The 24,547-nt window shown below is 49.8% G+C and carries 26 protein-coding genes and 2 pseudogenes; 10 read left to right on the top strand and 18 right to left on the bottom strand.

The features are described 5' to 3' along the window. Positions 1–55 precede the first annotated feature (55 nt). Positions 56–1,723, top strand: coding sequence for an asparagine synthetase B family protein (locus tag LIX15_RS08990; RefSeq protein ID WP_227773404.1), 1,668 nt, complete (start codon positions 56–58; stop codon positions 1,721–1,723). Positions 1,724–2,380: 657 nt separating this feature from the next. On the opposite strand, the gene LIX15_RS08985 is transcribed toward LIX15_RS08990, so the two are convergent. Continuing rightward, positions 2,381–2,650: a S8 family serine peptidase gene (locus LIX15_RS08985; protein ID WP_303657537.1), complete on the bottom strand. Its 270-nt coding sequence runs from the start codon at positions 2,648–2,650 to the stop codon at positions 2,381–2,383. Positions 2,651–3,743: 1,093 nt separating this feature from the next. After that, a complete protein-coding gene (locus LIX15_RS08980) occupies positions 3,744–3,872 on the bottom strand; it encodes an SWIM zinc finger family protein (protein WP_227773403.1) in 129 nt (42 codons plus the stop codon). A 90-nt stretch (positions 3,873–3,962) separates the two neighbouring features. Here LIX15_RS08980 and LIX15_RS08975 point away from each other — a divergent pair, with 90 nt between their 5' ends. Further along, the gene (locus LIX15_RS08975) at positions 3,963–4,379 is read left to right on the top strand and encodes a CPBP family intramembrane glutamic endopeptidase (RefSeq protein ID WP_227773402.1); all 417 of its coding nucleotides are present in this window, start codon (positions 3,963–3,965) and stop codon (positions 4,377–4,379) included. A 125-nt stretch (positions 4,380–4,504) separates the two neighbouring features. Here LIX15_RS08975 and LIX15_RS08970 read toward each other — a convergent pair whose 3' ends face one another. Genes LIX15_RS08970 through LIX15_RS08960 form a run of 3 tightly spaced genes read right to left on the bottom strand, consistent with a single transcriptional unit; the run spans position 4,505 to position 6,537 of the window. Continuing rightward, a complete protein-coding gene (locus tag LIX15_RS08970) occupies positions 4,505–5,470 on the bottom strand; it encodes a WD40/YVTN/BNR-like repeat-containing protein (RefSeq protein ID WP_227773401.1) in 966 nt (321 codons plus the stop codon). A 9-nt stretch (positions 5,471–5,479) separates the two neighbouring features. Further along, positions 5,480–6,082 carry an NADPH-dependent FMN reductase gene (locus LIX15_RS08965; RefSeq protein WP_227773400.1) on the bottom strand — a complete coding sequence of 201 codons (603 nt, stop codon included), beginning with the start codon at positions 6,080–6,082 and terminating at the stop codon, positions 5,480–5,482. Next, the gene (locus LIX15_RS08960; protein WP_227773399.1) at positions 6,082–6,537 is read right to left on the bottom strand and encodes a DUF6069 family protein; all 456 of its coding nucleotides are present in this window, start codon (positions 6,535–6,537) and stop codon (positions 6,082–6,084) included. Before LIX15_RS08960 ends, LIX15_RS08965 begins: the two co-directional genes overlap by 1 nt. Positions 6,538–6,665: 128 nt before the next feature. Here LIX15_RS08960 and LIX15_RS08955 point away from each other — a divergent pair, with 128 nt between their 5' ends. Beyond that, positions 6,666–7,079 (top strand): winged helix-turn-helix transcriptional regulator, encoded by a 414-nt coding sequence (locus LIX15_RS08955; RefSeq protein ID WP_227773398.1) that lies wholly within the window; start codon positions 6,666–6,668, stop codon positions 7,077–7,079. A 6-nt stretch (positions 7,080–7,085) separates the two neighbouring features. Here LIX15_RS08955 and LIX15_RS08950 read toward each other — a convergent pair whose 3' ends face one another. Further along, positions 7,086–7,358 (bottom strand): hypothetical protein, encoded by a 273-nt coding sequence (locus tag LIX15_RS08950; protein WP_227773397.1) that lies wholly within the window; start codon positions 7,356–7,358, stop codon positions 7,086–7,088. A 221-nt stretch (positions 7,359–7,579) separates the two neighbouring features. On the opposite strand from LIX15_RS08950, the gene LIX15_RS08945 reads away from it, so the two are divergent. After that, positions 7,580–8,056, top strand: coding sequence for a GNAT family N-acetyltransferase (locus LIX15_RS08945; protein ID WP_227773396.1), 477 nt, complete (start codon positions 7,580–7,582; stop codon positions 8,054–8,056). 573 nt (positions 8,057–8,629) lie between these two features. Here LIX15_RS08945 and LIX15_RS08940 read toward each other — a convergent pair. The 9 genes and pseudogenes from LIX15_RS08940 to LIX15_RS08900 all read right to left on the bottom strand — a co-directional run bounded on the left by LIX15_RS08940 (position 8,630) and on the right by LIX15_RS08900 (position 15,220). Further along, positions 8,630–9,022 (bottom strand): cupin domain-containing protein, encoded by a 393-nt coding sequence (locus tag LIX15_RS08940; protein ID WP_227773395.1) that lies wholly within the window; start codon positions 9,020–9,022, stop codon positions 8,630–8,632. 241 nt (positions 9,023–9,263) lie between these two features. Further along, positions 9,264–9,638, bottom strand: a pseudogene (locus tag LIX15_RS33160) (RNA-guided endonuclease TnpB family protein); the annotation flags it as partial. A gap of 137 nt (positions 9,639–9,775) precedes the next feature. Beyond that, positions 9,776–10,339, bottom strand: a complete 564-nt coding sequence (locus LIX15_RS08930) for an alpha/beta fold hydrolase (RefSeq protein WP_227773393.1) — start codon at positions 10,337–10,339, stop codon at positions 9,776–9,778. 226 nt (positions 10,340–10,565) lie between these two features. Further along, complete coding sequence (locus tag LIX15_RS08925) at positions 10,566–10,805, bottom strand: SWIM zinc finger family protein (protein WP_227773392.1); 240 nt, start codon at positions 10,803–10,805, stop codon at positions 10,566–10,568. 697 nt (positions 10,806–11,502) lie between these two features. After that, positions 11,503–12,918, bottom strand: coding sequence for an ATP-binding protein (locus LIX15_RS08920; RefSeq protein ID WP_227773391.1), 1,416 nt, complete (start codon positions 12,916–12,918; stop codon positions 11,503–11,505). A 408-nt stretch (positions 12,919–13,326) separates the two neighbouring features. Then, positions 13,327–13,605 carry a hypothetical protein gene (locus tag LIX15_RS08915; protein ID WP_227773390.1) on the bottom strand — a complete coding sequence of 93 codons (279 nt, stop codon included), beginning with the start codon at positions 13,603–13,605 and terminating at the stop codon, positions 13,327–13,329. Between the two features lie 81 nt (positions 13,606–13,686). Then, positions 13,687–14,706, bottom strand: a complete 1,020-nt coding sequence (locus LIX15_RS08910) for a DUF7972 family membrane protein (RefSeq protein WP_227773389.1) — start codon at positions 14,704–14,706, stop codon at positions 13,687–13,689. Further along, positions 14,707–14,913 carry a Sp36 family protein gene (sp36, locus tag LIX15_RS08905; RefSeq protein WP_227773388.1) on the bottom strand — a complete coding sequence of 69 codons (207 nt, stop codon included), beginning with the start codon at positions 14,911–14,913 and terminating at the stop codon, positions 14,707–14,709. 121 nt (positions 14,914–15,034) lie between these two features. Further along, the gene (locus tag LIX15_RS08900; RefSeq protein ID WP_227773387.1) at positions 15,035–15,220 is read right to left on the bottom strand and encodes a DUF1328 domain-containing protein; all 186 of its coding nucleotides are present in this window, start codon (positions 15,218–15,220) and stop codon (positions 15,035–15,037) included. Between the two features lie 187 nt (positions 15,221–15,407). Here LIX15_RS08900 and LIX15_RS33155 point away from each other — a divergent pair. Beyond that, positions 15,408–15,934 (top strand): annotated as a pseudogene (locus tag LIX15_RS33155) (DUF2270 domain-containing protein). 31 nt (positions 15,935–15,965) lie between these two features. On the opposite strand, the gene LIX15_RS08890 reads toward LIX15_RS33155, so the two are convergent. Then, positions 15,966–17,210, bottom strand: a complete 1,245-nt coding sequence (locus LIX15_RS08890) for an inorganic phosphate transporter (protein WP_227773386.1) — start codon at positions 17,208–17,210, stop codon at positions 15,966–15,968. Positions 17,211–17,669: 459 nt separating this feature from the next. Here LIX15_RS08890 and LIX15_RS08885 point away from each other — a divergent pair, with 459 nt between their 5' ends. The 3 genes from LIX15_RS08885 to LIX15_RS08875 all read left to right on the top strand — a co-directional run bounded on the left by LIX15_RS08885 (position 17,670) and on the right by LIX15_RS08875 (position 19,860). Further along, entirely contained in the window at positions 17,670–18,098 is a 429-nt protein-coding gene (locus LIX15_RS08885) for a ribbon-helix-helix protein, CopG family (protein WP_227773385.1), read from the top strand. Between the two features lie 664 nt (positions 18,099–18,762). After that, on the top strand, positions 18,763–19,383 hold the full coding sequence (locus tag LIX15_RS08880) for a thermonuclease family protein (protein ID WP_227773384.1): 621 nt from the start codon (positions 18,763–18,765) through the stop codon (positions 19,381–19,383). Positions 19,384–19,644: 261 nt separating this feature from the next. Further along, a complete protein-coding gene (locus tag LIX15_RS08875) occupies positions 19,645–19,860 on the top strand; it encodes a hypothetical protein (RefSeq protein WP_227773383.1) in 216 nt (71 codons plus the stop codon). Between the two features lie 255 nt (positions 19,861–20,115). On the opposite strand, the gene LIX15_RS33980 is transcribed toward LIX15_RS08875, so the two are convergent. After that, positions 20,116–20,238 (bottom strand): DUF8118 domain-containing protein, encoded by a 123-nt coding sequence (locus LIX15_RS33980; protein WP_497007436.1) that lies wholly within the window; start codon positions 20,236–20,238, stop codon positions 20,116–20,118. A 161-nt stretch (positions 20,239–20,399) separates the two neighbouring features. Between LIX15_RS33980 and LIX15_RS08870 the strand changes: the two genes are divergently transcribed. Next, the gene (locus tag LIX15_RS08870) at positions 20,400–21,593 is read left to right on the top strand and encodes an arginine deiminase family protein (protein ID WP_227773382.1); all 1,194 of its coding nucleotides are present in this window, start codon (positions 20,400–20,402) and stop codon (positions 21,591–21,593) included. Between the two features lie 61 nt (positions 21,594–21,654). Here LIX15_RS08870 and LIX15_RS08865 read toward each other — a convergent pair whose 3' ends face one another. Beyond that, positions 21,655–21,852: a hypothetical protein gene (locus tag LIX15_RS08865; protein ID WP_227773381.1), complete on the bottom strand. Its 198-nt coding sequence runs from the start codon at positions 21,850–21,852 to the stop codon at positions 21,655–21,657. A 1,505-nt stretch (positions 21,853–23,357) separates the two neighbouring features. Here LIX15_RS08865 and LIX15_RS08860 point away from each other — a divergent pair. Continuing rightward, on the top strand, positions 23,358–23,816 hold the full coding sequence (locus LIX15_RS08860) for a DUF2391 family protein (protein ID WP_227776875.1): 459 nt from the start codon (positions 23,358–23,360) through the stop codon (positions 23,814–23,816). The last annotated feature ends 731 nt before the right edge of the window (positions 23,817–24,547 follow it).

Genomic DNA, 24,547 nt, shown 5'->3' with positions numbered 1-24,547 from the left:
CTAAATATAAAGGAAAATATGAACGTCAAATAGTTCAAGAGGACATAATATGACAATGAATAAGGAATTATTTGGAGTTTTCGGGGATATTACTGATTTTGAGGCTTTTCGATTGGAGCAGGAGTTTGATTCGATTATCAAATCTGAACAAATAACGGTTGGTATTCGAGATCCTGGTCTTAGCATTCCCGGTCGAAGTGCTTCATACTCCAATAACCAGGGTTCGTGTATGATTTGGGGTGAAGTTTACCCACAAGATCGGATACATTCTAATGCCGCTCGCTGGCTACTTGAACAATACGTAGAAAAGGGTAATAGTGCAATAGAAAACCTGAATGGATCATATATTGCAATTATCCAATATAGTGGCGATGCAATTGTCTTCATGGATCCGATCCGTTCATGGGAATGCTTTTACACAAATTGTGATGGTATCCGAGTGTTCGGTTCCGACGCGGGTAGGGTTGCCAAAGCAATCAAAAGCCCGACTGATAATAAACAGTCTATTAGAGAATTTTTGCATCTTGGTGTAATCTTAGGAGACAAGACATTATTCAACGAACTTCGCCGAGTACCATTTGATGGATTTTTAACTTCTAATAAGGTTGGCAAGCTTCGTCGGTTTGTCTATAACACACGAAATTTTGATTATGAAAAATCACTTGCAAATCGATTGAAACACGCAATTCAATTACGATCGAATCAGCCGGGTAAAAAAGGAGTTCTTCTTTCAGCAGGTTACGATTCAAGAACGATTTTGTCACAACTTCCTGAAATTGAACATTGTTACACAATTGGTAAACCAAACGTTTCTGAGGTACAAGCGTCACGAAAAATATCAACACAATATAACGCTAATCATACTACATTCACTACAAATGAAAAATATATACTTCCTGATGAACAGAAAGTGCGATACATGCAAGGGATTAAAGAATCTATTCATGCACACCACACCGGATATACTGAAAATATAAATGTCGATACTATGTATCATGCACTGTTGTTTGATACTATTTTGAAAGAATTTCCTCACAAGAATGCAGAAATGCAGATACTCGGTAAGACTGTACCCCTTAAAAGACTAGAAGAAAATATAGATCCAGCGGAGGCTTCGTTGAACAATTTTGGATATCATCCCGAACAAAGTCAGCGTTTATCCGAAAAACTTGCTGAGCATTCCACAACAGGTAATGAGTTCGTTCAACAGGCAATCGAAACCGAATTCGAACATTGTTGGGAACGTACAGATTCAATTCAAAATGCGTTAGCGCTTTTCAGTATCAGTAATCAGCCAACGATACCATCGCGAACGCATTTAGCAGATAACTTTTTTGAATCATTTATTGCGGCTGATAAAGGCCTGCTAGAATGGCATCTTCAAACCCCTCCCAAGTATCGTTGTTCGGAAACATTCGTTCGTGCGATGAAATTAATCGATGGAGAACTGCTTCGCCATCGACCGCCAGACCGTCCATTCTCTTCGACATTGCTCTCAGAGGTTGTCCAATTCGCCCGTCGACAGTTACCATATATAGACAGCGTGGAACCACCATGGCCTGATTTACATAGTGTCTATGACCAATATGACATAGATAAACGGTTGTCTTTCAAAGATAAGACAGAGCTAAAGGAAATATCACCCAAGCATAAATTAAGGGCAAATGATATAATTGCATGGTCTTTCCAATGCGCGGATTCACCAGTGGGCGTTTTAAATTGATGTGCGCTATACAGCATACCAACACTCCGCTGAATTGTACAAACAGCCCTCAAGTTCAAGAGATTTACTGTGGCTCGTTTCAGAATTCATTATGAATTGGGTCCCTCGTTCACAGAAATTCAGACTTCTCGATAACGCCGTCCCCAACCGCTATATTGCATGTAAGTCATGACTAACACGCAATGAGGACGGAACGGAACAAAGGCGGGACCCATAATGTCTGGCTCAGTCGGGAGGAATAGCGCGCAATCCCCCGCGCCGCCGGGGAAACAGACAACGACGATTATCGGCGCGTTTCGACTCACGACTCTCAACTTATATGCCGAAGCAAGGGATGCAAGTATTTTTCATCTTGAACCCCTGCTACGTTCATTAGTAAACATTCGATGACTAGTTGTAGCCGAGAATTTAGCTTTGCAAGATTCTCTATTGATGCATTTCCTTCATTCAAACCATGAGCGATTCGTGCCGTGTATCTCTGGCATTTCTTGCAGTCGAATTAATATCAATGAACTGATTTATTATTTGATCCATTTGATTATGTTCCATTACTTCCCGGAGCTGATCTCTAAGTGACCACATTGAAAGGATAAAAACATTAGTTAATAAAATCTTTAATAAACTAGTTTTTAATGTGGTAGTCGCGGCCGAATTAGATCAGAGGTTAAGGGCAGCAGCCACATCAAGGAGGCCAGCACCACTTTCAGTTGCTGCCAGTCCGATATCTTCGGCAGTGTCTATGAGTTGCTGGGATGTCTCTTCATGTGACAGTCCCGTGGCCATGAGTTGTGCCGCTGCACCCGAGACGTGTGGGGTAGCCATTGAGGTACCTGAGAGTTTGGAGTAGTTTCCGAGGTAGGTCGGATATGTTGAGCGAATATTCTTCCCAGGCGCAGCTAAATCGATTTCTGGCCCAGTTGGTTTCACAATCACACGGAGCAGTTCGAGATTCAGTTCACTTATCAGTCATGTGAGATCCGCTCTACCTTCGAATGCCAGCACGTGGTGGCTCTCCACGTTTCCGCTGTGCTCCAGTACTTCGACCGCTACAACGTTTCTTCGTGACTTTGTCCGGGTTACCAACACGAATCCGTTGTCACTGGACCGCGCCAGCGACCAACAACGGAAACACGAGCGTCACTTCCACTTCAATCTACATGTCATTGGTCTCGCTATCCTGATTGCCCCTATGGTACCATCTCATTTAGTGGTATGCTCAAAAGAGATTCGTCATAAGAGCATAGTATTTTGGCACGCGTCTGCCAAGATCCAATTACAGTGTTCTTTTCAAGTGAAGCCAGGTAATTTCAGGTTGTAATTACTATCTATTGAGTCTTATATCCTGGATAGGCGTCAATTTGATTCCAGTGGTGTATGTGCGTCGAAGAGTGACTGCGTCGTGTACAGTTGACTTCCACAGTAGATCGCCTTAGCGGTGTACTAGGATCGAAGCGCAACAGATAACGGCACTGGCGGCCGCTCTGTTCCACTTACCATTTGATTGGATGAGACGCCGTCGAGCATGGTTACTCGACAAATCGAAAATAAATATTGAACAACATAAAGGATCGCATCATCAAAAGATCACTTACAAAGAGCCATGAAGGAGGCTATTTGCTGTTAGCGAGTACACTTAGCAAGAGATACAGTAGTATTCGACGTCGTGAAATATCAGACTGAACCAAACCTTTCTAATCTTCAATGATCTTGTCCAGTGGTTACTAGATCACAATCCTTGCGGCTGAACTTTCAGCCGCAACGTCTGCCGCATACCGTTGTATACGATCGGGCAGTTTTCCGCTCAGTCGTCAGCGTATCATCGTCAATCACTATACCTGCACACAATCAGCGTTTACTGGATAGCTACGTCGGACAGCATCAGTTGGTGTGCCATCGAGTGGCTGAAACAGATTAGTTCGGGAGTCTCTTACGCTCAGTTCTCACGCATGGCCAGCACGGGAAGCCACCGAGGCCGCCACAATCGCACTCTGTCGACTCACTGCCCTCGTCGTCTGTTTCGCTATTCCTCCGAAGGGAAGGCCTCGAGCGTCCCATCGTCGGTTGCACTTTCGACGGCAGCCATGTGCTTGCAGTAGGTGTTGCGGTGGACGTGATGCGGGCAGGTACAAGACATCAATTCTTCGGTCACGTGGTTAACAACGGCACGAGATTACAGATATCTGTTACAGACAACAAAATCAGACGGTTTAGTCATCGCGTCGATGGAGACTGTGTACCGGTGGGCTGTGGGATTCTGTGGGCAGGTGCCTACGTGGTCGCATTCGTGGTGTACGCTCTCCTTTCAGCTATTCTCCCTGCGTTTTCGTCCGCTGCCGAGCTTGCACGCTTTCTGGTCCTTATCGGCACGGACATGGGGCGTCTCGAAGGGGCTGATGCAGCGACCGTGGTCTTCGTCGTCACCCGGGCCTGCATCCTTGCACCGATCGCTGAGGAGTTGCTCTTCTGTGGTGCATTGTTCGGCTGGCTTCGCGGTCATCTTCCGGCGTGGCCAACGATCGGGGTCGGATTCACGTATATCCATGGAATGATGACGATGACGATGGTTCCGCTCGCGCTCATCGTTGGCATCGCAGTAGGCTATGTCCGAGAGCGTACCGGCTCAGTCACGTCGCTCATTATCGTTCACATCATTTAGAATGTCGTTATCGTATTCGTCGGGGTTTGGTCGATGCAGTACATCGGATAATTTGGCGGTGAAGTTTCGGTGTATCGTGTGTTCACGTTGGCTGTGAGCGGCAATGATAACGAGGTGAAGTGGATTCACTCGATAGATAGCGATCGAATCCACTTCGGAACGTGTCCGAGCGTGGTCCACGCATCATTCTCGCGGACAATCACCCGTCCTTCAGTTGTTCCTGCGAGCACGCGTTCGTCGGCTGCCGCCCATGCATAGACGAATTCGTCCGGTGCGCCGGGATATGGCTTGCTCTCGAACGTGGTTCCGTCGTCCGTTGATTCGAACAGCGATGCATTCACGCTCCGTTTGTCATATCTGCTGCCCATCGGGAGGGTCGGTGGAAGCATTTGGGCAGCGGCGTACAGGATTCCCTGGTAGGAAAACGCCTCCTGAAAGTACGGCCCAGGCAACTCCGTGTCTAGTCGCGTCCATGAATGCCCGGCGTTAGTGGTTCGATAGAGTCCACCACCGCATGAGACGACGTATTCGTCAGCGGTTACCACTAATACATGGTGAACATCATATTGGAGATCATCCCCGCGTTCTAGCTCAAGACCCGCACGTCGCTCAGTCCAAGTCTTACCATTATCATCACTAATGTGGACTCCGCCGACTTCGACACCAGCAACTACCCGGTCGGGTGCATCGGCGTGTATATCGAGGCTACGGACGTGTGACTTCCCGCGATGACGAGGAGTATGCCACTGGTCACGAGAGGGAAGTTTCTGGAATTCCTCCAGTTCCGTCCATGTCCTGCCTTGATTAGTCGAGACGTATATGTGAGCCGGATGCGTGCCCGCATACAGACGACTGCCGTTGGGACTTACCGCGACGGCGTACATCTCCTCTTGTGGCACGCCAAGCCGGTCCCATGTTAATCCCTGATCTGCCGAGTGGAACAGGCCGGTTTTCGACGCGGCGAACGACCCGTGCTCTTCGAACGCATGGACGCCGAGCGTCACTCCCGAGTCAAGTACCCGTTCGACATCGTTGAGCTCACCGCTTTGCGAGCGGTAGACGCCGTCCTGCGTCCCGATGAGTAAAGTCATGGGACTTGATTACACCTCCTGAAGTTGCGCCGCCCGGGTTTCGACCGGTTCAATTGCTGCGTACTCGACAGCGCGGACACCGAGCGTCCGAACGCGCTCTCGGAGGTCCTCGTCTACGAATTCGTCATCGTCGAACGCGGTACGCGCCTGCGGAACCCCCGCCTGGTACGGGAGAACCCAGGCGTGTAGCGATCTACAGACATTGCGGAGGTGAGTGAGTGCCGGCGTGGGAAACGGCCCGCTCGAGACGACGAGGAGCCCGACAGTCGTGTTCTCGAACTCGTCGAATCCGCAGTAATCGAGCGCGTTCTTCAACACGCCCGAATACGAGCCGTGGTACATGGGCGTTCCGAGGATGACCGCATCGGCCTCACGGATCGTCCGTCTCACCACGTCGCCATCTCCTGCCCCATCGACGTCGGGATCGAGCGGCGGGAGATCCAATTCCGCGAGGTCGAGCAACTCGGTTGTGCTGCCAGCTGCTTCGACGCCGACCAGCGCCTCGTGGAGCGCTCGACGGGTGTAACTTGCTTCGCGTCGGCTTCCGCACACTGCGACGACGTGCGGCTGCCCCTTTCCCGATGATCGACCGGCGCGTCCGAGAGAGCTCATTAGGATTCGGCCTCCTGGTTCGTCGCCTGGGTCAAGACGGCAACGATGGTGACTGCGGCGGTCACGTGCATCACCGCGAGTATAGCAAAGACCCTCGGCGGAGCGCCGGACAGGTCGGGCGCGAGGAACGTCGTAAAGGAGAGCACCAGCGCCGCCCCTGCGATGATGGTGAACGTCCGGTTCGGTCGTGCCGCGTATCGCGTGACCACTCCGTACACGAGGGTCGCCCCGATGGCGGCAACGGCTGAATTAACGACAACCGGCCCCACCGCGAGTGGTCCGAACGCGCCGCCAACGAATTCAGCCGGGAATTCGACGATCGCTAGCCCGATGAACAGGACGAGGATGTTCACGATGCTCACGATGAGCAACGCTAAGAGGCCGTATTTTGCGAGTCGGAACGTGCCGACGGATCTGCTCAATTCCGAGTTGTTCATGGTGGTCATGGATGCCATGCTCAACAGTACAGTAGCTGTAGTAATATACTATTAAGTTAGAAGTTATGGAGCAACTCACCTCCTGTGTAGCTACTCACCAATTTCGAAGTAACAAATTATGTGACTTCAGAACCCATAGTTAGGCTATGGTCGAACCACCGCAGGCTGAAGAATTCATCGAGACAATCCTCTCCAATGAGACAGCGCGACCACCCGGCTCAGAACAAGCGAAGGATGACAATCGAACGATGGCTGCGCTCCTCAACCTCTTGGGAAAGAAACACACCATCGTGATCCTCCACCAGTTCGCAACTGGAGATGGGCCATTGCGATTCGGCGATCTTGAGGAGGCAGTCGATATTGCTCCAAACACGCTCTCGAATCGGCTCGAAGAACTCACAGAGGTCGGGTTATTGACGCGACAAGCGTACGACGAGATCCCACCGCGTGTTGAATACAACGCCACGGAGAAGGCAAAAGAACTAGCCCCTGTCTTCTGGTATCTCGGCGTCTGGACCGAGCGGCACGACCTCGAACCGATTGCCACCGATGACGATTGAGACGCGCTAAATCTCGGCAGAACAATTATCGATAACTCTTGCGATTCTCGACGCGTAATCTCCATCGATCGGCGTTCGCGTGATCGAGTTCGTCAATCGATTGTCGGTCAGGACCGCTGTTGCACCCTTGGTCAAACCGATCAGTAGCCGTTTGTCCCCGTCATTGTCGAGCATTCGCGTGGCAAGTCGATCAGCATCGATCTCGTCGTCTCGTGTCTCCTTCAGGACGATCGCAAGCTCGCTGTGGAGTGTATCGAACAGGACCGTCTCACGGAACATACACAGCGGTTTTGCTCCGAATCGGTGTAAACAGTCGCCAGCCAAAGCGAAAGTAGATATCCCAAGGTTAGTTTAGTCTACTAATATGACCTTGTTGAAACCCTCAAAAGGTGATCGAGTCTAGCGGTTGGACTGAATACACAGCGCATATCGGTCACGCGACTTCGCCAGCAGATAGTTAAGCCACGCATTGGAGAAACGCTAATTCAGGAGGGAATACAATGGATACCATGACGCTAGAAGTCCGGAACGCGACGGCTGAATACGTCTCCGTGTTGGTAAAGGTGTATCACACTGCATATCGGGAAAACAAACGGATGGGATTCCCATCGAGTGTCCTTGAGTGTGATACGGACGATGTTGCAGACTGGCTTCGCAACCGGACAGTGTTAGTTGCGAAACGCGAGGATGAGATAGTCGGTGTCGTTCAACTCATCCCACGCTCAGACTGGGACACGCCCGAGATTGGACGGCTCGCGGTTTCACCAGACTATCAAGGGGAAGGAATCGGACAACTGCTTCTCGAATCCGTCGAGGAGCACGCGAAGGCGGACGGTCAAGATTCGATTCATCTCCGTACGCTATCCAGACACCCGTTCCTTGAAGACTGGTATCGGCAAGAAGGGTACGAACGGATTGGGATTGAGCGACTCAGTAACCGCCCGTATGATGTGCCAATCATGGAGAAGGAATTGTAGCAGTACGGACGCTGTAACGATTTATCTGCAAACCACTGGTGCTGAATTCAGCCTCTCTATTCAGCACGCAATCTGTGACAGCAACTCGGCAACCTGATGAGCCGCTGCAAGAAACAAGGCGCGAATCTCGCAAAGTATTGCTCCTGGGTAGATTCACCTCGAGCTTGCGTACCTATCAGTACCGAGCGGCTAAATTACGAACTCAACCCAGTTGGCAGTGACGAATTTGTGGCGACATCCTTTGCAGAGATATATTTCGACGACTTGGCCCGTAGAAAGGTGAACATGGTACTGTCTGACCAGGTACTCCTCCTCTCCGCAGTTGCTGCATGTCACGAGTAGATCGTCCTGTCGGGTGCAAGAACTACAACTACCATCGATATAACTCTCACGCGCACCGTTCACAGTGCACATCTGATGGGTAAGGTCTGTTACCTCCCTTCCCTGATCATCCCGAACTGCTGAATAGATACTCTGTACTTATCATGAACCCGGGGGGCGATATTCGTTGAGCCGTCTCCCAATCTAGTCGTTATGTGAAGTTGTTTTTCGCCCGTACAGTGGATAGACGGATCACGCGTCATCAGATGGATCGTACGGGTGCGCGTCGTCGACTGATGGCGCCCCGATGGCGAGGATACGTGTGGCTGTTTCGGCGGTTTCGGGATTGAACGCTCGTTGCGGGCTCCCAGGATCGACGAAGAGGACGTGGTCGGATTCGACAACATACGTCTCGTCGGGGGTTTCGACGTGAAGTGTACCGTCGAGAACGTAGAATGCCTCGACTTGCTCGTCATGGGAGTGGTAGCTCAGCCCGGACTGCTCACCGGGAGCGAGTTCGTAGACCCGAAGACCGAGCTTCGAGTTTTGATAGTCGTATCCTGCTGCAACACTGAGCGACCGAACATCGGTCGGACGGTTGTCCCACTGGTCAAGGTCGTTCGGGTCAATGAGATGGTAACCCATATCTATCGCTATCGATGGAAGATGATTAAATGCTCGGACTAAGCAGCCTTCTACAGTCTGAACAGGCCGAGTACCTCGGGGCGTGATCCCGAGGTGGTTCACTGAACGTCACGTACAACACCCCCACGGTGCCGTCACAGCTCACCGACAGTTGGCAGGAGCGACTGCTGGATAAACACTCTCTATTCAGCACACCATTCCTGTTACGCTCTGAGAACTTCAGCAGAAGCGTGTAGGTTAGTATAAAGTCCACCCACAACTCCCGCTGAGCGGGGTTGATACGGAGCGAAATCCAGAAGGCGTTGCCACGTCCGGCCTGTGGAATGGGCCAGCAGAACTCGTGCGTTCGCTCCTCGGAATGGTCGATTCGGAATCCCCGGTTCGTGAATCGAACAGGGTGGTCGTCTTCGAGTTCCGAAGCATTGTACGTCCGGCGAAGTTGCGGGACGTACTTCTTGAGCGCGTCTTTGGCGTAGGACGTGAGGGTGTAGCCGCTGACGACATCATTGACCGCAGTCTGTGTATCCGCGCCACTCTCGAACGCTTCGCTGAGCGCACGGCGATACGTCGACACAGTACGCTGAAGTCGGTGCTCTTTGTGCGCCGTTGGTGGCGCAGGTTAGTGATTCAAGGCGCAAAGGCCTTGGATACCGACGGCCCATTCAAGTAGGACAGACAGCCGGGCGAAACACGTGTGAATGCCCAGCTAACCGAACGCGATTCCTCCCCGCTGTTCACGGCGGGGTTTCCTCGCTACCGCACAGATGAGTTCTTCTTTTCCAGTCGTTTGATGTCCCGAGCAACGTCAGACAAATCGTTGTTGAACTGATGTCCACCGGTATCATACTCGTGAATAGTTGCCTGCGGAAGTTTTTCCGCGTACAGCACGAGGTGGGAAAATGGTACTATTTCATCGTCTCGGTTGTGGTAAAAGAACATAGGTAGTTCACTTGGGAGCTTCGACGCAACGTTTTTCTCTAGTTCGTACTCGCTAACTTGCCACCCTTCGGTACCCCAGAAAGGCAATGCGATAAGGAATAGACCAGCGATAGGCACGTCCATCTTCTCCTCGGAAAGACATTTTAACAGAATCGAACCGCCCAAAGAGTGTCCGAGAAGAATCACCTCATCATCCAATGCAGCAAGTTCCGTTACGATCTGCTGTTTCCATGCCTCGTATCCGAGATGATCTTCATTTGGCATCCGTGGATACTGTACTTTGTATGCAGCCCCCAATACATCCTGTAGGTTCACTGCTAATTTTTTATCTTCTTCGTATCCTCCAGCACCATGAATGAACAGCACTTGTTGTTCCATAGTGTTCCTCTCTCTGGGTGTCTGTTCCACTCTAATCGACTTATAGATGCGCTGAACGGCGAATATGGACTAGCTCTCTTCTGTGATGGTTGGTCAATCATTGTCAGCTTAGGATTCTGGTCACTCTGTATCAACCTCCGAAGTAGCAATAAAAAGGGCTGAAGCGGTGGTTACTTCGGCAGTTCCTTTCGTCCCGTCCTCACACACGGCCAGCACGGGAAGCCGTTCAGGCTATCACAATCGCATTTTCTGGTTCAGCGTCGTCTTCGTCTGTCTCGTTGTTCTCGGACGGGAACGTCTCAAGTGTCCCATCGTCAGTTGCGTTTTCGACGGCAGGCATGTGCTCACAGAATGCGTACCGGTGAACGTGGTGCGGGCAGGTGCAGGCCATCGCATCGCCCATACCGTCGTCCAGCGTCACGACGTAGTGGTGGTCAGCGGGGTTCTCATGGCTTTCATTGGTCACTTCGACCATTCCGGGGGTGCCATGCGTGGATCAGTTCGTGACGCACCGTCGAACTATTTGGATTCAGATGGAATAGCAGTCACTCAGACCCAATTGAAACCCGCAGTGACCGATTACGATCTGCTTGCTCTGATCCGACGTTCGAATAAAAGCAGCACCAATACAGTCACGGCAAGGGCGGTCGGCATGAACTGGACTTGTGTGAACGGGGTCTGGTGGGGCGAGCCACACGCCTGTTCCCGTCGCTACAATACTACCGGCCGCCAGGATCCCTGCGATTCGTTCACGACGCGTCTCTTGGACATCTCGTTCGTGTGAGCGCCGATAGAAGAGGATATAATACACGCCAGTCGGAAGGAAAACCAACGTGCCGAAAGCCCAAGACAGTGCCGATGAACTGCCACGAGCAGTGGCATCAGTGAATATCCAGTAACCGAGGGATACCCACCCAACCGCGAACAGAACGAGCGTGAGAAAATATTCGAGATACAATGCCGGTGGCATAGGTATGACTGTTACTGAGTGTTGTCTTGCTATGAGCTTTCTGTTGACTCATAAGTCACTATTAGCAAGGTTATGGGTTTCATCCGAGGCCGAAATGGGGAGTTGTATAGGTTGCAAATAGCAGGCATCCGACGAAGATCGAAATCCCGCTAAGGAACGATATTCGTCGCGTGTAGAGACAACGCCCTGGTGCTCAGCGTGTTTTGTCTGTCTCAAATGTGTCTACAACATCGTTGAGGTCAAAAAGGTGGATGTCAGTACGATCGTCAGCAGCTTCTTCTACGGACGATTTGAATCCCGATCGGCTAAATAACGCGTATTCATATGACGGATTGCCGCCCGTCTTCGGTGTCCAGTCGATATACTCTACCGTCTCTTCGAGAGTGTTGAGGATATCATATCCGAGTGGAGCATTTGTGAACTTGGCTTCACCGACGAGAAGTTTTGGCCCGTCAGTCGGGGCGACGACATCGATTTCACGTCCTTTGTACCACCACTGACTCGGCACCCGTGTGAATGTACATTCGGGATACAATTCAGGGAGTGCGTCGTGGCAAAGTTCTTCAAACGTTTCGCTCACGAAGTCCGGCAACTCTGGTTCGATCAGATCCTCGTATGCATTTTCGCCATAGAGTTCATATTGTCCACCACGACCATACAGATACCGGAAGTAAAAACGAAAGACGGGATCTCGAATTTTGTAGCGTGTTCGTTTACTTCGAGTTGGGTCAGCGAGTGCTGGATGATGTTTTTCGATGATCTGAAGCGTTTCCAAGCGGTCGAAATAATAGGACGTGTTGGTGCTCTCAATACCGGCCCCCTGTGCGATTTCGTTTCGACTTCGATTTCCCCTCGCTATGGATTCTAATACCGAGAAATACGTGTTTACCTCACTGAGTTCCATTTGGAGCACTGTTTCGGGCTCGCTATGGAGTGGCCCATCCGGATCACACAATAGTCGTGTAATATTTTCCCCTAGTGATCGTGATGCATCGAGCGGATCTAGATAGCGCGGTGTGCCACCGAAGACACCATACACAAACACACGGTCCTCCGGGGTGTATCCCGGAACGAACTCTTGGACTGACCGGAAGGGGAGTTGTGTGAGCTCTATTCGACCATTCGGCGTCTGGGAAATACGTCCATAGAGTGGCGCACCGCCATCAAGCAAATAGGTGTGAATCATACCGACCGCTGACCCCGTAAGGATGAGCGTTGCTTGACTGTCGTCTACGCCGGTGTCCCACAGGTGTTGCACAATAGAGGGGAAACTCTTGTCTGATTCGATGAGGTAGGGAAATTCATCGAGAATGATGATTGCGTCTCTCTCAACGAGGTGTGTAAGAAGTGGTTCCCATTCTTCTTTGACGGACGTAATGCTGGGAAATGTTGAGGCAGCTGTTTCAACGAAGCGAGAAAGTTGGGTAGTGGGAGTTCCTTGGACTGCCTGATAGTAGACGACGTCGTTTCGATCAATAATGGATTGACGAACGAGTTCGCTCTTCCCGATCTGCCGACGCCCGTAGATGATCGCGAGTTCCGCCTGCTCGCTACCGTACAGCGCCTTGAGTCGGTTGAGTTCCTTAATTCGATTGACGAACTGTTCCATACGTACTGTAGAAATACAGGGTATGTATGTGCTTCGAAGTTAGTGGTGAGACTATTAGAGTTTGAGCTATAATAGTCTCATTCCTAATCTCTGTGTTCTATGAGCGTTCACTAGTCGGTGATATCCGAGAACGTCAATTGCCGTAACATGGATAAAAACAGCTGAAGCGGTGGTTAGTTTGGTAGTTCCTTTCGTCCCGTTTGCACGCACGGCCAGCACGGAAAGTCCCCGAGGCCATCGCATCGCCCGTACCGTCGTCCAGCGTGACGACGTAGTGGTGCTCAGTGGGATGGTCGTGATACTAAGTGATTTTGTTGATAAATACAGAGAATAAATATTAGAGTGAACCACTAGTTCAAACGTGGCTGAATGGTTGTGAGAGTCTTCTCTGAGCAAAAAGACGGCAGATTATTTACTGCCGATCATTTTTTTGACAGAACTCATTATATTAGTCGGATTCATGCGCTTTTCCATCTGTTTTTGGTTGAAGTAGCTCGCAAATGCGAGAAGTGTTGGTGGCCACAACCCGATGAATATCCCCCGAGTTCTGTTGCCACGGATGAAGAATTGATACCAGGACAGGCCAACGGATGCGAGAGCTGCGAGTACGATTGGATCCTGTGCGGATTCACCTGCTGCTTTTTGTTCTGGCTGTTCCCTCATTTCTTCTTGACTTTCACCCATCATTCCGAATATAGTGACTATCGACAGTTAGTTAACTATAGCGGCAATTTATTTCGCAATATTATTTAGATGATTTGTGAGCTATTATCGTTGAGATTCACGAAGGATAAGCGGACCAATAGCAAGCGTTCGTTTAGCAACAGGGGCAATCCGAAGAATGTAGGAGGTGAATAAAAGGAAGGGAATGAGTGTCACTGTAAACGCTCCGCTCACAACCCATGTAATAATGGGAATTGAAAGGAATGTACCGCTGAAAGTTTCCGCTCCAACGAAGGTCAGCATACCACCGGAAACGATGAGCGCTGGAATCGCTGCATAAAGAATATATTGGGAGAGGTTAACGAGCGCCCACTGGAAGTACAGCGTCTTAATGTGTTCTCGGGCGGGACCGAACATAGCCAGAGCTGTTTCCAGATCATCGAAGGCCAGTTGTTGGTTATCGCTCAGTGAATCGGCAAATTCGTCTACCATTCGTTCAACTTGGTAGATCTTCCATCCATAGTTGAAATTCAATGCCGAAAATAGAACATCAAAAGTTCCAAACTGGGACCCTTCAAGTTCGTCTTGGACTTCTTTCGCGTTTCCATGCAGACTATCGACGAACTCGGAAACTTGGCGGATTAGTTCCTCATCATCGCTCTCACCGATAAGCCGATCGAGAACCTCTGCTCGTCGCTCAGTTTCATTCACGAGTTGACCAAGAAATTTCGAAGGATCGGCTGGGACGACAGAGTTGAACAAGTCTTTGGTGTAGGTGCGAAAGTCCATCGCATCACTCATCCGCTTACGCTGGTCACCTAATGGCCCGTTTTCTTCTGAGAGAACAAGCTGGCTGATTGTAACGACCAACGTTGTTCCGGTGACGATGACACCGATCATCGCAGAAAAAATCGTTTCAATTGTATCGGTTGATTTGATTTCGCTTGGAAGCGATGGATTGAGCGTGAGACTGAATACAAGAAATGAGAGAAAGACAAGAAGAGCAAGCAATCCAGTAAGGAGAAATCTATTCATCCGAAAGAGAACCCATATTTTGAGCCGGCTCTCTTCTGACCGTCCTCGCATCGTATTCGCAGTCCCAATATCGCTTTCGTTGTTACTCATTCATTCCTCCGTATCAGCGTCCAGCGGTCGTTTTAGAACGAGGTACTTCGTGCCACCGCCCTCATACTCAATCGTTCCGACGAACTCCCATCCGTCAGCTCCAAGTTCGTTGAGTTGGTCTGTGGGATCACTCGCTTCCTTCTGTGTTTCCTCACGTGGTGGTCTAAGGCTGCGGTACTCCCAGTGAGTAGCGTTCTGGGCACACATTAGCATACTCTTCGATCTTTTATCATATTAGCTTCATTCAGAAGTCACCATCATGAAGAAGACCGTATTCAACAACGTAGGATAATATTATCAAATGGACAATTTATAAATTTCTCAATGTCTATAATAAAAATGAAAAAATGAAAGAACAACGATAAATGATCACGAGCCATTTTGCCACCTCCATTGACAGGCTAGCAACACCTCTTGCTCCGAGGACACCGGCGATGATTGCGAGGACGAAAAAGCGGTTGCAAGTTCTATGATTGCCATAGATAGTATATAAGATATCCAAGTAGTCAACCATCTCGCCAAGACTGAGAACAAGCGCCAATAGACATTAGAACGTGTATCATTCCAAAAGAGAGAGTGAGAGAGTAACTCGGTGAATCGCAGCACAGAAGATAGATGATTTCAGCAAGAACACTACGATTAGGTGCATATATTTGAATTCTGGTAACGCAAGGTTAAGCTAGTGAATAGCTTCTAGACGGATGTTATGGTGGAAGAAACAGACGAGTTTAAAACCAGAGGGGGAAGAAGAACCTGAAGTCGCTGAAGAGGCCGTATACGATCGCTCTGAGCTGCTTTCGTTACTTCTGCAGTATTACCGTGGCGAGATGTCTCAGTCAGCGACCTTTCTTGGCCGATTCGATTTAACTGCTGATTGGGCGGTTGCGGTTGTTACAGCGATTCTTGCATTATCATTTGAAAGTAGGGGTTCGTATCTACTTTTCATTGGAATGGTTGCGCTCTCTAAGTTTCTGATTTTGATGTACGCCGATATCGTATATACGATGTCTATCGGGCACGAGTCCGTCTTATCGAAGAAAACGTCCTTGCGAACGCATTCGACCCGGAAGGCTACCACTTACGAATTGGCGCGAAAAGATCGTTAAATGGGAATTACTCTGCGTGGAAGCCAACCATTCTCTATTATCTCATGATCATTCCGCTGCTCAATGTCCCGATTGCATGCCTCTATCAGTTCTATCGGCACCGGTACATCGGGATCCCGTAATATCGTTTACGCGATATCGTTTAAGGGACGTTCACAACAGGAATGTGAATACCGGGTAGGAACCGACAACCGCCAGCGAGGGCGTCAACACCCACATCGTAACGATACGCTTGGCCGCTGCTGGGTCGAAGAGGCTCCGCTGATCGAGATCCGCCGGCCCCTCCGCACCAACGTCAGGCACGTCTGGCAATTCTTCCGGCTTCTCTGCCGGTTCCTCGTAACGGGCAATATCGCCGATCGTTGGACTTGCAGGCATATCCTCAGCGCGGGAGGTGACCAGCGCTCCTGTCGCGACCTCTAAATCCGGATGTTCACGTTTCGGCGTCGCAAACTCTACGAGTGTCGCTGCTCGGCTTGCCCGACCCCATCCAAGTCCAATAATCGTCGATGTCGTACTTACTGCGAGACTCGCCGGGATTCCGAAGTAGGATAGAATCGTGATGATAGTGCCACCGACTATGGAGACAATCAGTGAAGCGAGAATTGGAAGCTCCGTAATATCATCTCCTACCGTCTCCAGCGTGCGACGGGCGATGGTGAAACTGCCTAGACCGAAGGCCACCACCGCGAGCAGGACGCCCTGGTTGACGGTGAGCGATCCCCCTTCGCCGACGAGGGGGGCCACAGCGTTCGCCGCGTTCGACGCTCCCGCCGAAAACGCCATGTAGCACGCAATGACGACTACCGAGAGTGATCCAATGATGTCCTGCCGTGTCGCGTTAGGATTTAGGTAGAGTCGGGGAATCGTCCCAGAACGGTCGAGTTGGATAAAGTGGAGATCGAACTTTGTGAACGCGACATAGCGATCCAGATACGGGTAGATGTAACGCCCGACCACTATTCCGATGCTGAGGCTGATCAGCGGCGCGACGATCCATGCTGAGACGATAGTAAACATCAGTGCCTGATTGAGTGTGTTCGACGCGAGGCCCAGTCCAACGATGGCGCCAACGGCCGTCATTGACGTCGAGGCTGGAACGCCGTAGAGATTCGAAATAAGGAGTGACATGCCGGTGAAGAACAAGACAGCGACGCTCGCGGCAGGTGTGAATTGGGTTGCCGGTACAATACTGCTGCTCATTGTCGCGATGACGTTCCGACCGACGGTCCATGCTCCGAGAAAGCCGAAGCCGACGAACAGGGCTGCTGCGGTCGCCTTCCGAAGGAGACGTGAGCCGACTGCCGGACCGAACGCTACACCCGTCGATGAGCCACCAATATTGAACCCAACGAATACGGCAACGACAACACCAGCGACGGTTAGCACTGATACCATTGTATTCTCTCTAAATCAACATTGCTGACACCTATATAAAATCACTGAAGCCAGTTCCGAGGTGTCGGTATCTTGAATATTCGAATTTCTTTGCGCTCAAATCATAGGAGAAGTGATTCATGAATGGCTTCCACAAGATAGTAGCCACAAATTCGATGCGGATACACAATATCTTCTCGAAGAATTACAGAGATTCAAGGAGAATGCCTGACCCTCGAATAGACCCAATCACCCACCAAGCAGACACAAGGGTAAAGAAGGGGTGGGTAGGGGTGTGCGCGTCGTAGGTTAGTAGTGTATACTAACCATTGCCAACAGGAGCAAACGCCCAGTAACTCCGAGCTTGCGGTTCGAGCAGAACCGCATACAGTCTAATGAAGAATCACGGTATAGGCTTTGTGCCCATGGCTGACGCACGTCTGACTGAATTACATTATGCTCCAGTTGGAGTGACACTGTATGCCGAATGTATCCGTCCGGATCGATGATGAACGCCGCGAGGAGTTAGATGAACTCGCGGATAATGCCAGGTTATCCCGTGCGGAGTACATCCGTGACGCACTCAGAGTTCGTGAGGAGTACTATGAAATCCGTGAGAAGTACAACGAACTCCAAGACGAGCACGAACTACTCCGCTCGAACAACGAAGAACTCCAAGATGAATACGCAGAACTCCACGAGGAGTACGACGAACTTCAATCGGAGTACGAGGAAGTGAAGCAAGAACTCGAACGTGTTCATCGGGAGAAGCGCCAGATCCTCGAACAGCGCGAGGAGAACACGGAGCTCGTCAAGTACGTTGAGGAGGAGCGAAGTCTCACCCGACAGAAAGCCGAGGCGGGTATCGCTACGCGGGCGAAATGGTGGCTCTTCGGAATGGAAAGATAGCAGTATTGGTTTCTGCACAACCGTGCAAAGCGAGTTGATGAGCTTAAACGAATACGTAATGAACGTGATGCATTGATGAGGTTATTACTCAAAAATGTCTCAGAAAGAGTGATAGATACATCGATGAAATCGTAATCAGATATATTATAGTATTAATCGTTAAACATCTTCTTTGTCTCCTATATCTCGAAACAAGAAGAGTAGAAAACCATTCTAGAAAACATAGTTTTATCTATTTCAACAATTTATAAACAACGTGATCTATTCGAAGGTACCTCTCGCGATTGCCCTTGCTCTAATACTTGTTATCGCAGGATGTAGTACTACTAGCGAAACAACAACATCGACAACGCCTGCAGTCGACACTACGCAGTCATCAGCGACAACGCAAATATCGACAACCGGAACTTCCACCGCAAAACAGACAACAACACTAGTAGCGGCATCTTCAACAGTAGCACAAACTAGTACGACCACAACACAAACCACGACAGCGCAACCGACAACAATCACAACATCAACACCAACACAATCCACAGCGTCGACTCCGACACCAACGCAGACAACTACACCAGAACCAACATCGACAACTCAAGCAGCTCGTGGGCCAGGGAGCGGGACTAAATGGACAGTTACCGTCACCCGGGTCGTCGATGGGGACACAATGGAAGTTGAGTTCCCGAACGGTGAAACTGACACACTCCGCCTTTTGGGAGTTGACACGCCGGAAACAACATTGAGCCGGACGAATCCCAGTGATTTCGAGGGAATCCCAGATTCGACGGCTGGACGCGACCATCTATATGAATGGGGGGAGCGGGCAAGTCAGTTTGCGGCGGACGAATTGGATGGGAAGACAGTTCGGATTGAAACGGATCCGGAAGCCGACCGCCGGGGGAGCTTTGGGCGGCTCTTGGTCTATATCTATGTCGATGGTGAGAACTTCAACCGACAGCTATTGACCGATGGCTATGCTCGGCTGTACGACAGTTCCTTCTCGAAACGGAGCGATTTCGAGACTGCCGAAGCGAACGCCCAGCAGAAGGAGGTTGGATTGTGGGATTTCGACGAGTCGACCTCGACACCAGAACCAACTCCGACGGCGACTGAAATGACCGAGGCGCCGTCTGATGGAGTGGATATCCCACCACTGCCGTCGGATGGCGACTACGATTGCAGTCACTTCGAGACACACGAACAAGCGCAGGCCGTGCTTGAGCAGGATCCGAGCGACCCTCATCGGCTTGATGCTGATGATGACGGCGTTGCCTGCGAGTCGCTCTAAGCGATTCCGAAGTATTTTGACATCTCTGTGTATACTGATTTTTGGATCACGAGAACATGCCGAAACGTATGCGAGCCAATTGTCAGCAGGCAATGGGTCGCTGCTAGATGGGTGTCATAACGAGGGCAACTACGATAAGAATCGAGGATGGTCCCTCGGTATGACCCAACAGAACTATTTTGAATGATTCTCGAAGGGATAGGGATATGCTAATCTTAATCTCTCGTAATGTTTATTCAGAACACTATCCAATGTATTTGTATGACAGAAAACCCTACTCACTCATCTCCTTTTTCTCGAGAATTCTTATTCAACAAGCAGTGTCTGGCTTTTTCTGTTTTCGTCGGAATCATTGCTGTACTCGTCAATCTGCTCATCGACAATATTCACACAGTCAGTGATGCTCTCACGCCATTCCTTGGTGCCACGATCGCATTGTATCTCGTTCAGACCCCGGTTCGACGAATCCTCTCTTAGTAGAAAGCGTAGTCCTAATTATCATCTGAATACTTCTTAAGTGAGTAGACTACTGATTCAGAATCTGGAACCATTGCAAGTCTACATCGAAATGGCAGTGGCCATGATATGAGACCTCCCACTCAATCGCATCGACCGGTAAATTTGGGAAATGTTCAGCCGCGACGTCCGCCGCATGTGCTTGCGCCCAGTCGAGCAGGGCTCGCTCGGTTGTTGGTTTATCGTCGTCCTCATCGGGTGTATCTGTGCATTCGATCAGCGTTCACTGGGTGACATCTGACAGCGTCGTTTGTTGTGATCGACGTTACCGTACTTGTCGTAGCCGGTATGTGGACCACTGATACTCGTCTGCGTCGTCGTCCGATGGGAACGCCTCAAGCGTGCCTTTGTTTGTCGCGGTTTCGACGGCAGTCATGTGCTTACAAAACGGTGCGGTGGACGTGGTGCGGGCATGTATAGGCCATTAGCTCCTAATGACATTGTCGAGAGAAACCGATGGAGAATGGATTTTTACTTGCATAGTGTGACGATAGAGATGTATGGGAGAACATACCGTATATGCAGAATGGGATCGTCTCTCGGCTGTTCGGGTTCATACTCCTGGGATCGAGGTATGGGCTGGAACGCTCGACTATGAAACAAACCTCTTCGAACAGATGATTCCTCCAGAGCGAGCCCGTGCAGAACATGAGAAAATAAAGTCATGTCTTAAGGATACAGGTGTGGAAGTACACCAGCTCGCAGATGACCTCGAAACTGCAGGCGTTCTTGATGATCTGATCCATGAATCTATCTCGGAAATGGACAGCAACTCGTCAGCAGACGTAGGGACTATCAGTGAGACATTCAACTCCAGAGAGAAACTTCACCTTGCCTTAACACAAGTGTCGATGCAGCAACCGAGGGAGGAAGAAAGTATAAAATTATTGATAATAGATCAACCCCTTTCGAATATGTATTTTCAGCGAGATACAACGATTCTAGGGGATAAAGGGCCTATTTTATGTAATATGTTTGAGCCAGTACGGCAACGGGAAGTCCCAATCGTCCGCGATGCGTGGGAGGGAATTGGAGCCGATATCATCTACGAAATGGATGCGCACGTAGAAGGTGGAGAATTCCTTCCAGCCGGTGAGTTTGCACTCCTCGGAGTTTCCGCGGACCTTAACGGGAAAGAACACGTAATCCGAACAAGCTACGCAGCCGGTCAGGAGTTGATGAACAGTGGCGCGGTTGGGTACGAAGAATTTGTGCTTGTCCGTGCACCCCTGCAGGCCGATCGGGAGTTCCGAAAAGAACATGATACTGGCTCCCGGATAATGCACCTCTTAGGGTGGGTAAACATTGTCTCTGAAGATTTGATAGTTCTAGATGCAGATCTCGCACGTGCAGCCAACGTGGATGTCTATGAGAGACGTGGGAACGATTACACAAAGGATCATTCGAGCAACCTCTACGACTACCTGACCGAAGAGAAAGGGTTCGACATTGTCGATGTCTCCTGGTCCGAACGGTGGCCTACAAACTTCCTCACCATTGAGAGCGAAACGATTCTGCCGCTCTATGAACCGGACGCTGACGGAGAGTATCGCTCCGAAAATAATCCGACAATAGAGAAACTGAAGGAACTCGGTGTAGAGATCCTACCAGACGGGGCAGGAATTCCTCGAGACTCGTTGACGAACGGTGGGGGCGGTATCCATTGTATGACGACTCCCCTTTCGCGAGAATAGACAGAGTGATGTTAAGCGGGATAATTTGAATTTCCGGTCACAAGCAGTTTTTCTGTGGACCCTATCCTTCCACTTGGGTAGATCTCTCTACGTCCGCATCCTGTAGAATATTCGGATCGAAGGTGCTGTTGGGAACATCGTTGACGCTCACATTCGTGTATGTCGTCGTGATGGTCTTGTCGCCGAGATAAACCGCGTTCGGGTCATCATCAGACTCATTCATCGGGTCATTTGCACCGGGGTTTCTGAGTTCTGCCACATTTATATTTCTCATACTGTCGAGATGGGGCTTTTGTGCCGTTTGTTTCAGAACGAGTCCCGTTTCTGTATCGGCCCAGATGGTTTGTGCATCGTAGTACGCAAGGTTCCCGCCATTTAGATTGCCGTCGAGGTAGATGACATCGGCTTGTTGACTGTTGACTATATCAGTCCCGTTGTACTGGATTGCGTTTTCTTTTTTGATGGTTGGGAATGGGGTCTCGAAAAGACGATAGCTTCCCTTCTCGATCCGAGCATGTGGAAAGAAATGCTCCGAGTGACCCGTTGACTCTGTCCGTTCTTGAATCCGGTATTCATCCTCACTTGGGACGTATTGGACGGTCGCAGTCGCATTCTGGATCCAGAGACTCTTCGGTTCCGATGAATTGGGACTCCAAGATTCAACACGTGTGAGAACCCCGTTTTAGGATAACTTGACGGCGACATCCCACTTCTGAACGTAGGTGAGTTGACTCCCGTTCGAAAGCTGTGTAACCATCGTTTCAGTTATGGTGGCCTGATAACTAGTGATCTTGTCTTGTTTTGATCGGATACGTTCGAGGGCCTCCTTGGTTTGATCGCTAAGTGGGGGAATTTCTCCCATTGTCGGTGTTCCATTGACGCGTGTCGACTCGGATGTCGTTTGATCTGTCGGTGGGGTTTGATTCTGTTGGTCATTCTGAAGGGGTGTACCGCCGAGGCATCCGCTGAGGGCGACCATCAGCGTGATGATCGCAATGAATCCGATTGAGCGTGAACAGCGTATGGTTCATTATATCTGTTGTATGGTAAGTATTTTGTGGTGCCAAGAACAGATTTGAATAATATGGCACACTCTTAAACATCGCTTGTACTAGACACTACACTTTCTACTTTCAGTTTATTTAAAAATATTTATAATTATCTACATCACTGCTCGCCGGGTTGGTCTCTTACTTGGTCTTGGTGGAATTGCTCTCATTCCGCTGTTGTTAGGTAGTGGCGGTGGGACATTGCGCATGTGTCGGGAGTATATATCCGATTTCTGAGGGATTGACTTTACTCATGCCCGACTCATCGACCTTGATTTACACACAGTGACCCTCGTCTGGTATGATGGCTGTAGTTGGCATGGGTCGCAATTGCTTTCACTTCTTATTGCGCTTGCTCTTGCCGTTATTGGATTACTGCTAGTTGGTGGCTCAGCGTTTCGAACCAATAGGTGATGTAAGGTGTATCGTCAGAATAGGATAATACAGGAGTCATGGGAACGTTCAGGAACGAAGGCCAGCGGATGTATTCGAGATCATGGAACCGTTTGAACCCTATATGATGAGCGAGATTGCGGCGGGACTTGGATGGCCACGTCAGAGGAATATAGTGATTTGGCTACCAGTTAGAATATGGGTGTAGAGAGTTAACGCGGTAAAAATGGAGCGCGACAAATTGCCATATACAAATGAAGGTCTCCTTCAAGACGATGAATTAACAGAGTTGCTTGATCAGCTCGAAGATGCTGAGGAAACAATTGATTCACCCAATCAGCGTCAGGCACTCCGCCGAACACGCCGATTCCTCGCACATTTTCCTAACGTTCGACAATTCGGACTCGATGATATTGCCCAGCAAATCGTTGGTGGCTTTATTCTCTGTGCCGCGTTTGTCGTGACTGAAGAAGTGTGGATACTTGCAGCAAATATGAACCTCCTCCAAACAGCGATTACGATTTTCATGGTGTTCGCGATCGGCTATGGGACGTTATATCGCGCAGAAGATCGTGAGGCGGAGATGGAGCGATCGATTGCGGGGATTCCTCTCCGGTTCATTTCATTACTTATCGTCTCCTATACCTCTGTGACGATTCTGGCATTTGTTTTCGACGCGCCGGATACGTTTGGAGCCACACCGTCTACGACAGTCAAGGCTATCTGTATCGGAGCGATCTTTAGTGTAGTCGGCGCAGCCACCGCAGACAGTCTCTTTTAGACGTAGATTTCACCGGTCGATGCTATCCCTTGGATTCACCGTAATCAGATCTTATTTACTAATAAGAGACTCGTCATCAATTCAATCGGTATCATAACTCCGATTGAGCCAGGTGAGACGAGCACCCAGATATACGAAATTCGCGCTGACACTATGGGAATGATACCTGGTAACTACGATATATCTGGGACGCTCAGATCGCAGCTGGTTTGTGAACACAATCAGAGGCGGTTGAGTGGACGGTTGGGTTCACAATCAAGTCGATTGCTTGTAACGGGCTCTGAACAGTAGCGCGCCTTTGCGAGAAATCAATCGTCAAATCGTTCGTTGTGAATCGAATAGAACATCTATTTTTGGTAGTTTATAAATAAGGACAACCGTTGCACCCTCTGTCAAGCCGATGAGCAGCCACTTGTCCCCGTCATTGTCAATGAGGCGCGCAGCAAGCCGCTCCGCGTCGATCTCGTCGTCCCACGTGTCCTCTAAGACGTTTACACACTCACTGTGAAGTATATTGAACTAGGAGTTTCACGAGCCATAGGAGATGCTACCAAGTAAAGCGTCAAAAATAGTTGCCAAGCAGATAGAAATGGGAATACGAAAGTTGGTATAACCGACAAATCAGAACAGGCTCAAAGCCCGGAACACGGGTGATAAAATACACTCATACAGAACACAGCAGCCCGCGAAAATCTTCCTCATACCTAATCTTTATCGCGAGAATTACTTAA

Source organism: Haladaptatus pallidirubidus (genome assembly GCF_020700235.1).
Taxonomy (GTDB): Archaea; Halobacteriota; Halobacteria; order Halobacteriales; family Haladaptataceae; genus Haladaptatus; species Haladaptatus pallidirubidus.
This window is presented reverse-complemented; position numbering and strand designations above follow the sequence as displayed.

Excerpts from the sequence above, each read along its gene's own strand:
- LIX15_RS08990 (WP_227773404.1), top strand. The coding sequence starts at position 56 with ATGAATAAGGAATTATTTGGAGTTTTCGGGGATATTACTGATTTTGAG.
- LIX15_RS08970 (WP_227773401.1), bottom strand. The coding sequence starts at position 5,470 with ATGACTTTACTCATCGGGACGCAGGACGGCGTCTACCGCTCGCAAAGC.
- LIX15_RS08965 (WP_227773400.1), bottom strand. The coding sequence starts at position 6,082 with ATGAGCTCTCTCGGACGCGCCGGTCGATCATCGGGAAAGGGGCAGCCG.
- LIX15_RS08960 (WP_227773399.1), bottom strand. The coding sequence starts at position 6,537 with ATGGCATCCATGACCACCATGAACAACTCGGAATTGAGCAGATCCGTC.
- LIX15_RS08955 (WP_227773398.1), top strand. The coding sequence starts at position 6,666 with ATGGTCGAACCACCGCAGGCTGAAGAATTCATCGAGACAATCCTCTCC.
- LIX15_RS08950 (WP_227773397.1), bottom strand. The coding sequence starts at position 7,358 with ATGTTCCGTGAGACGGTCCTGTTCGATACACTCCACAGCGAGCTTGCG.
- LIX15_RS08945 (WP_227773396.1), top strand. The coding sequence starts at position 7,580 with ATGGATACCATGACGCTAGAAGTCCGGAACGCGACGGCTGAATACGTC.
- LIX15_RS08940 (WP_227773395.1), bottom strand. The coding sequence starts at position 9,022 with ATGGGTTACCATCTCATTGACCCGAACGACCTTGACCAGTGGGACAAC.
- LIX15_RS08930 (WP_227773393.1), bottom strand. The coding sequence starts at position 10,339 with ATGGAACAACAAGTGCTGTTCATTCATGGTGCTGGAGGATACGAAGAA.
- LIX15_RS08920 (WP_227773391.1), bottom strand. The coding sequence starts at position 12,918 with ATGGAACAGTTCGTCAATCGAATTAAGGAACTCAACCGACTCAAGGCG.
- LIX15_RS08915 (WP_227773390.1), bottom strand. The coding sequence starts at position 13,605 with ATGATGGGTGAAAGTCAAGAAGAAATGAGGGAACAGCCAGAACAAAAA.
- LIX15_RS08910 (WP_227773389.1), bottom strand. The coding sequence starts at position 14,706 with ATGAGTAACAACGAAAGCGATATTGGGACTGCGAATACGATGCGAGGA.
- sp36 (WP_227773388.1), bottom strand. The coding sequence starts at position 14,913 with ATGTGTGCCCAGAACGCTACTCACTGGGAGTACCGCAGCCTTAGACCA.
- LIX15_RS08900 (WP_227773387.1), bottom strand. The coding sequence starts at position 15,220 with ATGGTTGACTACTTGGATATCTTATATACTATCTATGGCAATCATAGA.
- LIX15_RS08890 (WP_227773386.1), bottom strand. The coding sequence starts at position 17,210 with ATGGTATCAGTGCTAACCGTCGCTGGTGTTGTCGTTGCCGTATTCGTT.
- LIX15_RS08885 (WP_227773385.1), top strand. The coding sequence starts at position 17,670 with ATGCCGAATGTATCCGTCCGGATCGATGATGAACGCCGCGAGGAGTTA.
- LIX15_RS08880 (WP_227773384.1), top strand. The coding sequence starts at position 18,763 with ATGGAAGTTGAGTTCCCGAACGGTGAAACTGACACACTCCGCCTTTTG.
- LIX15_RS08875 (WP_227773383.1), top strand. The coding sequence starts at position 19,645 with ATGACAGAAAACCCTACTCACTCATCTCCTTTTTCTCGAGAATTCTTA.
- LIX15_RS08870 (WP_227773382.1), top strand. The coding sequence starts at position 20,400 with ATGGGAGAACATACCGTATATGCAGAATGGGATCGTCTCTCGGCTGTT.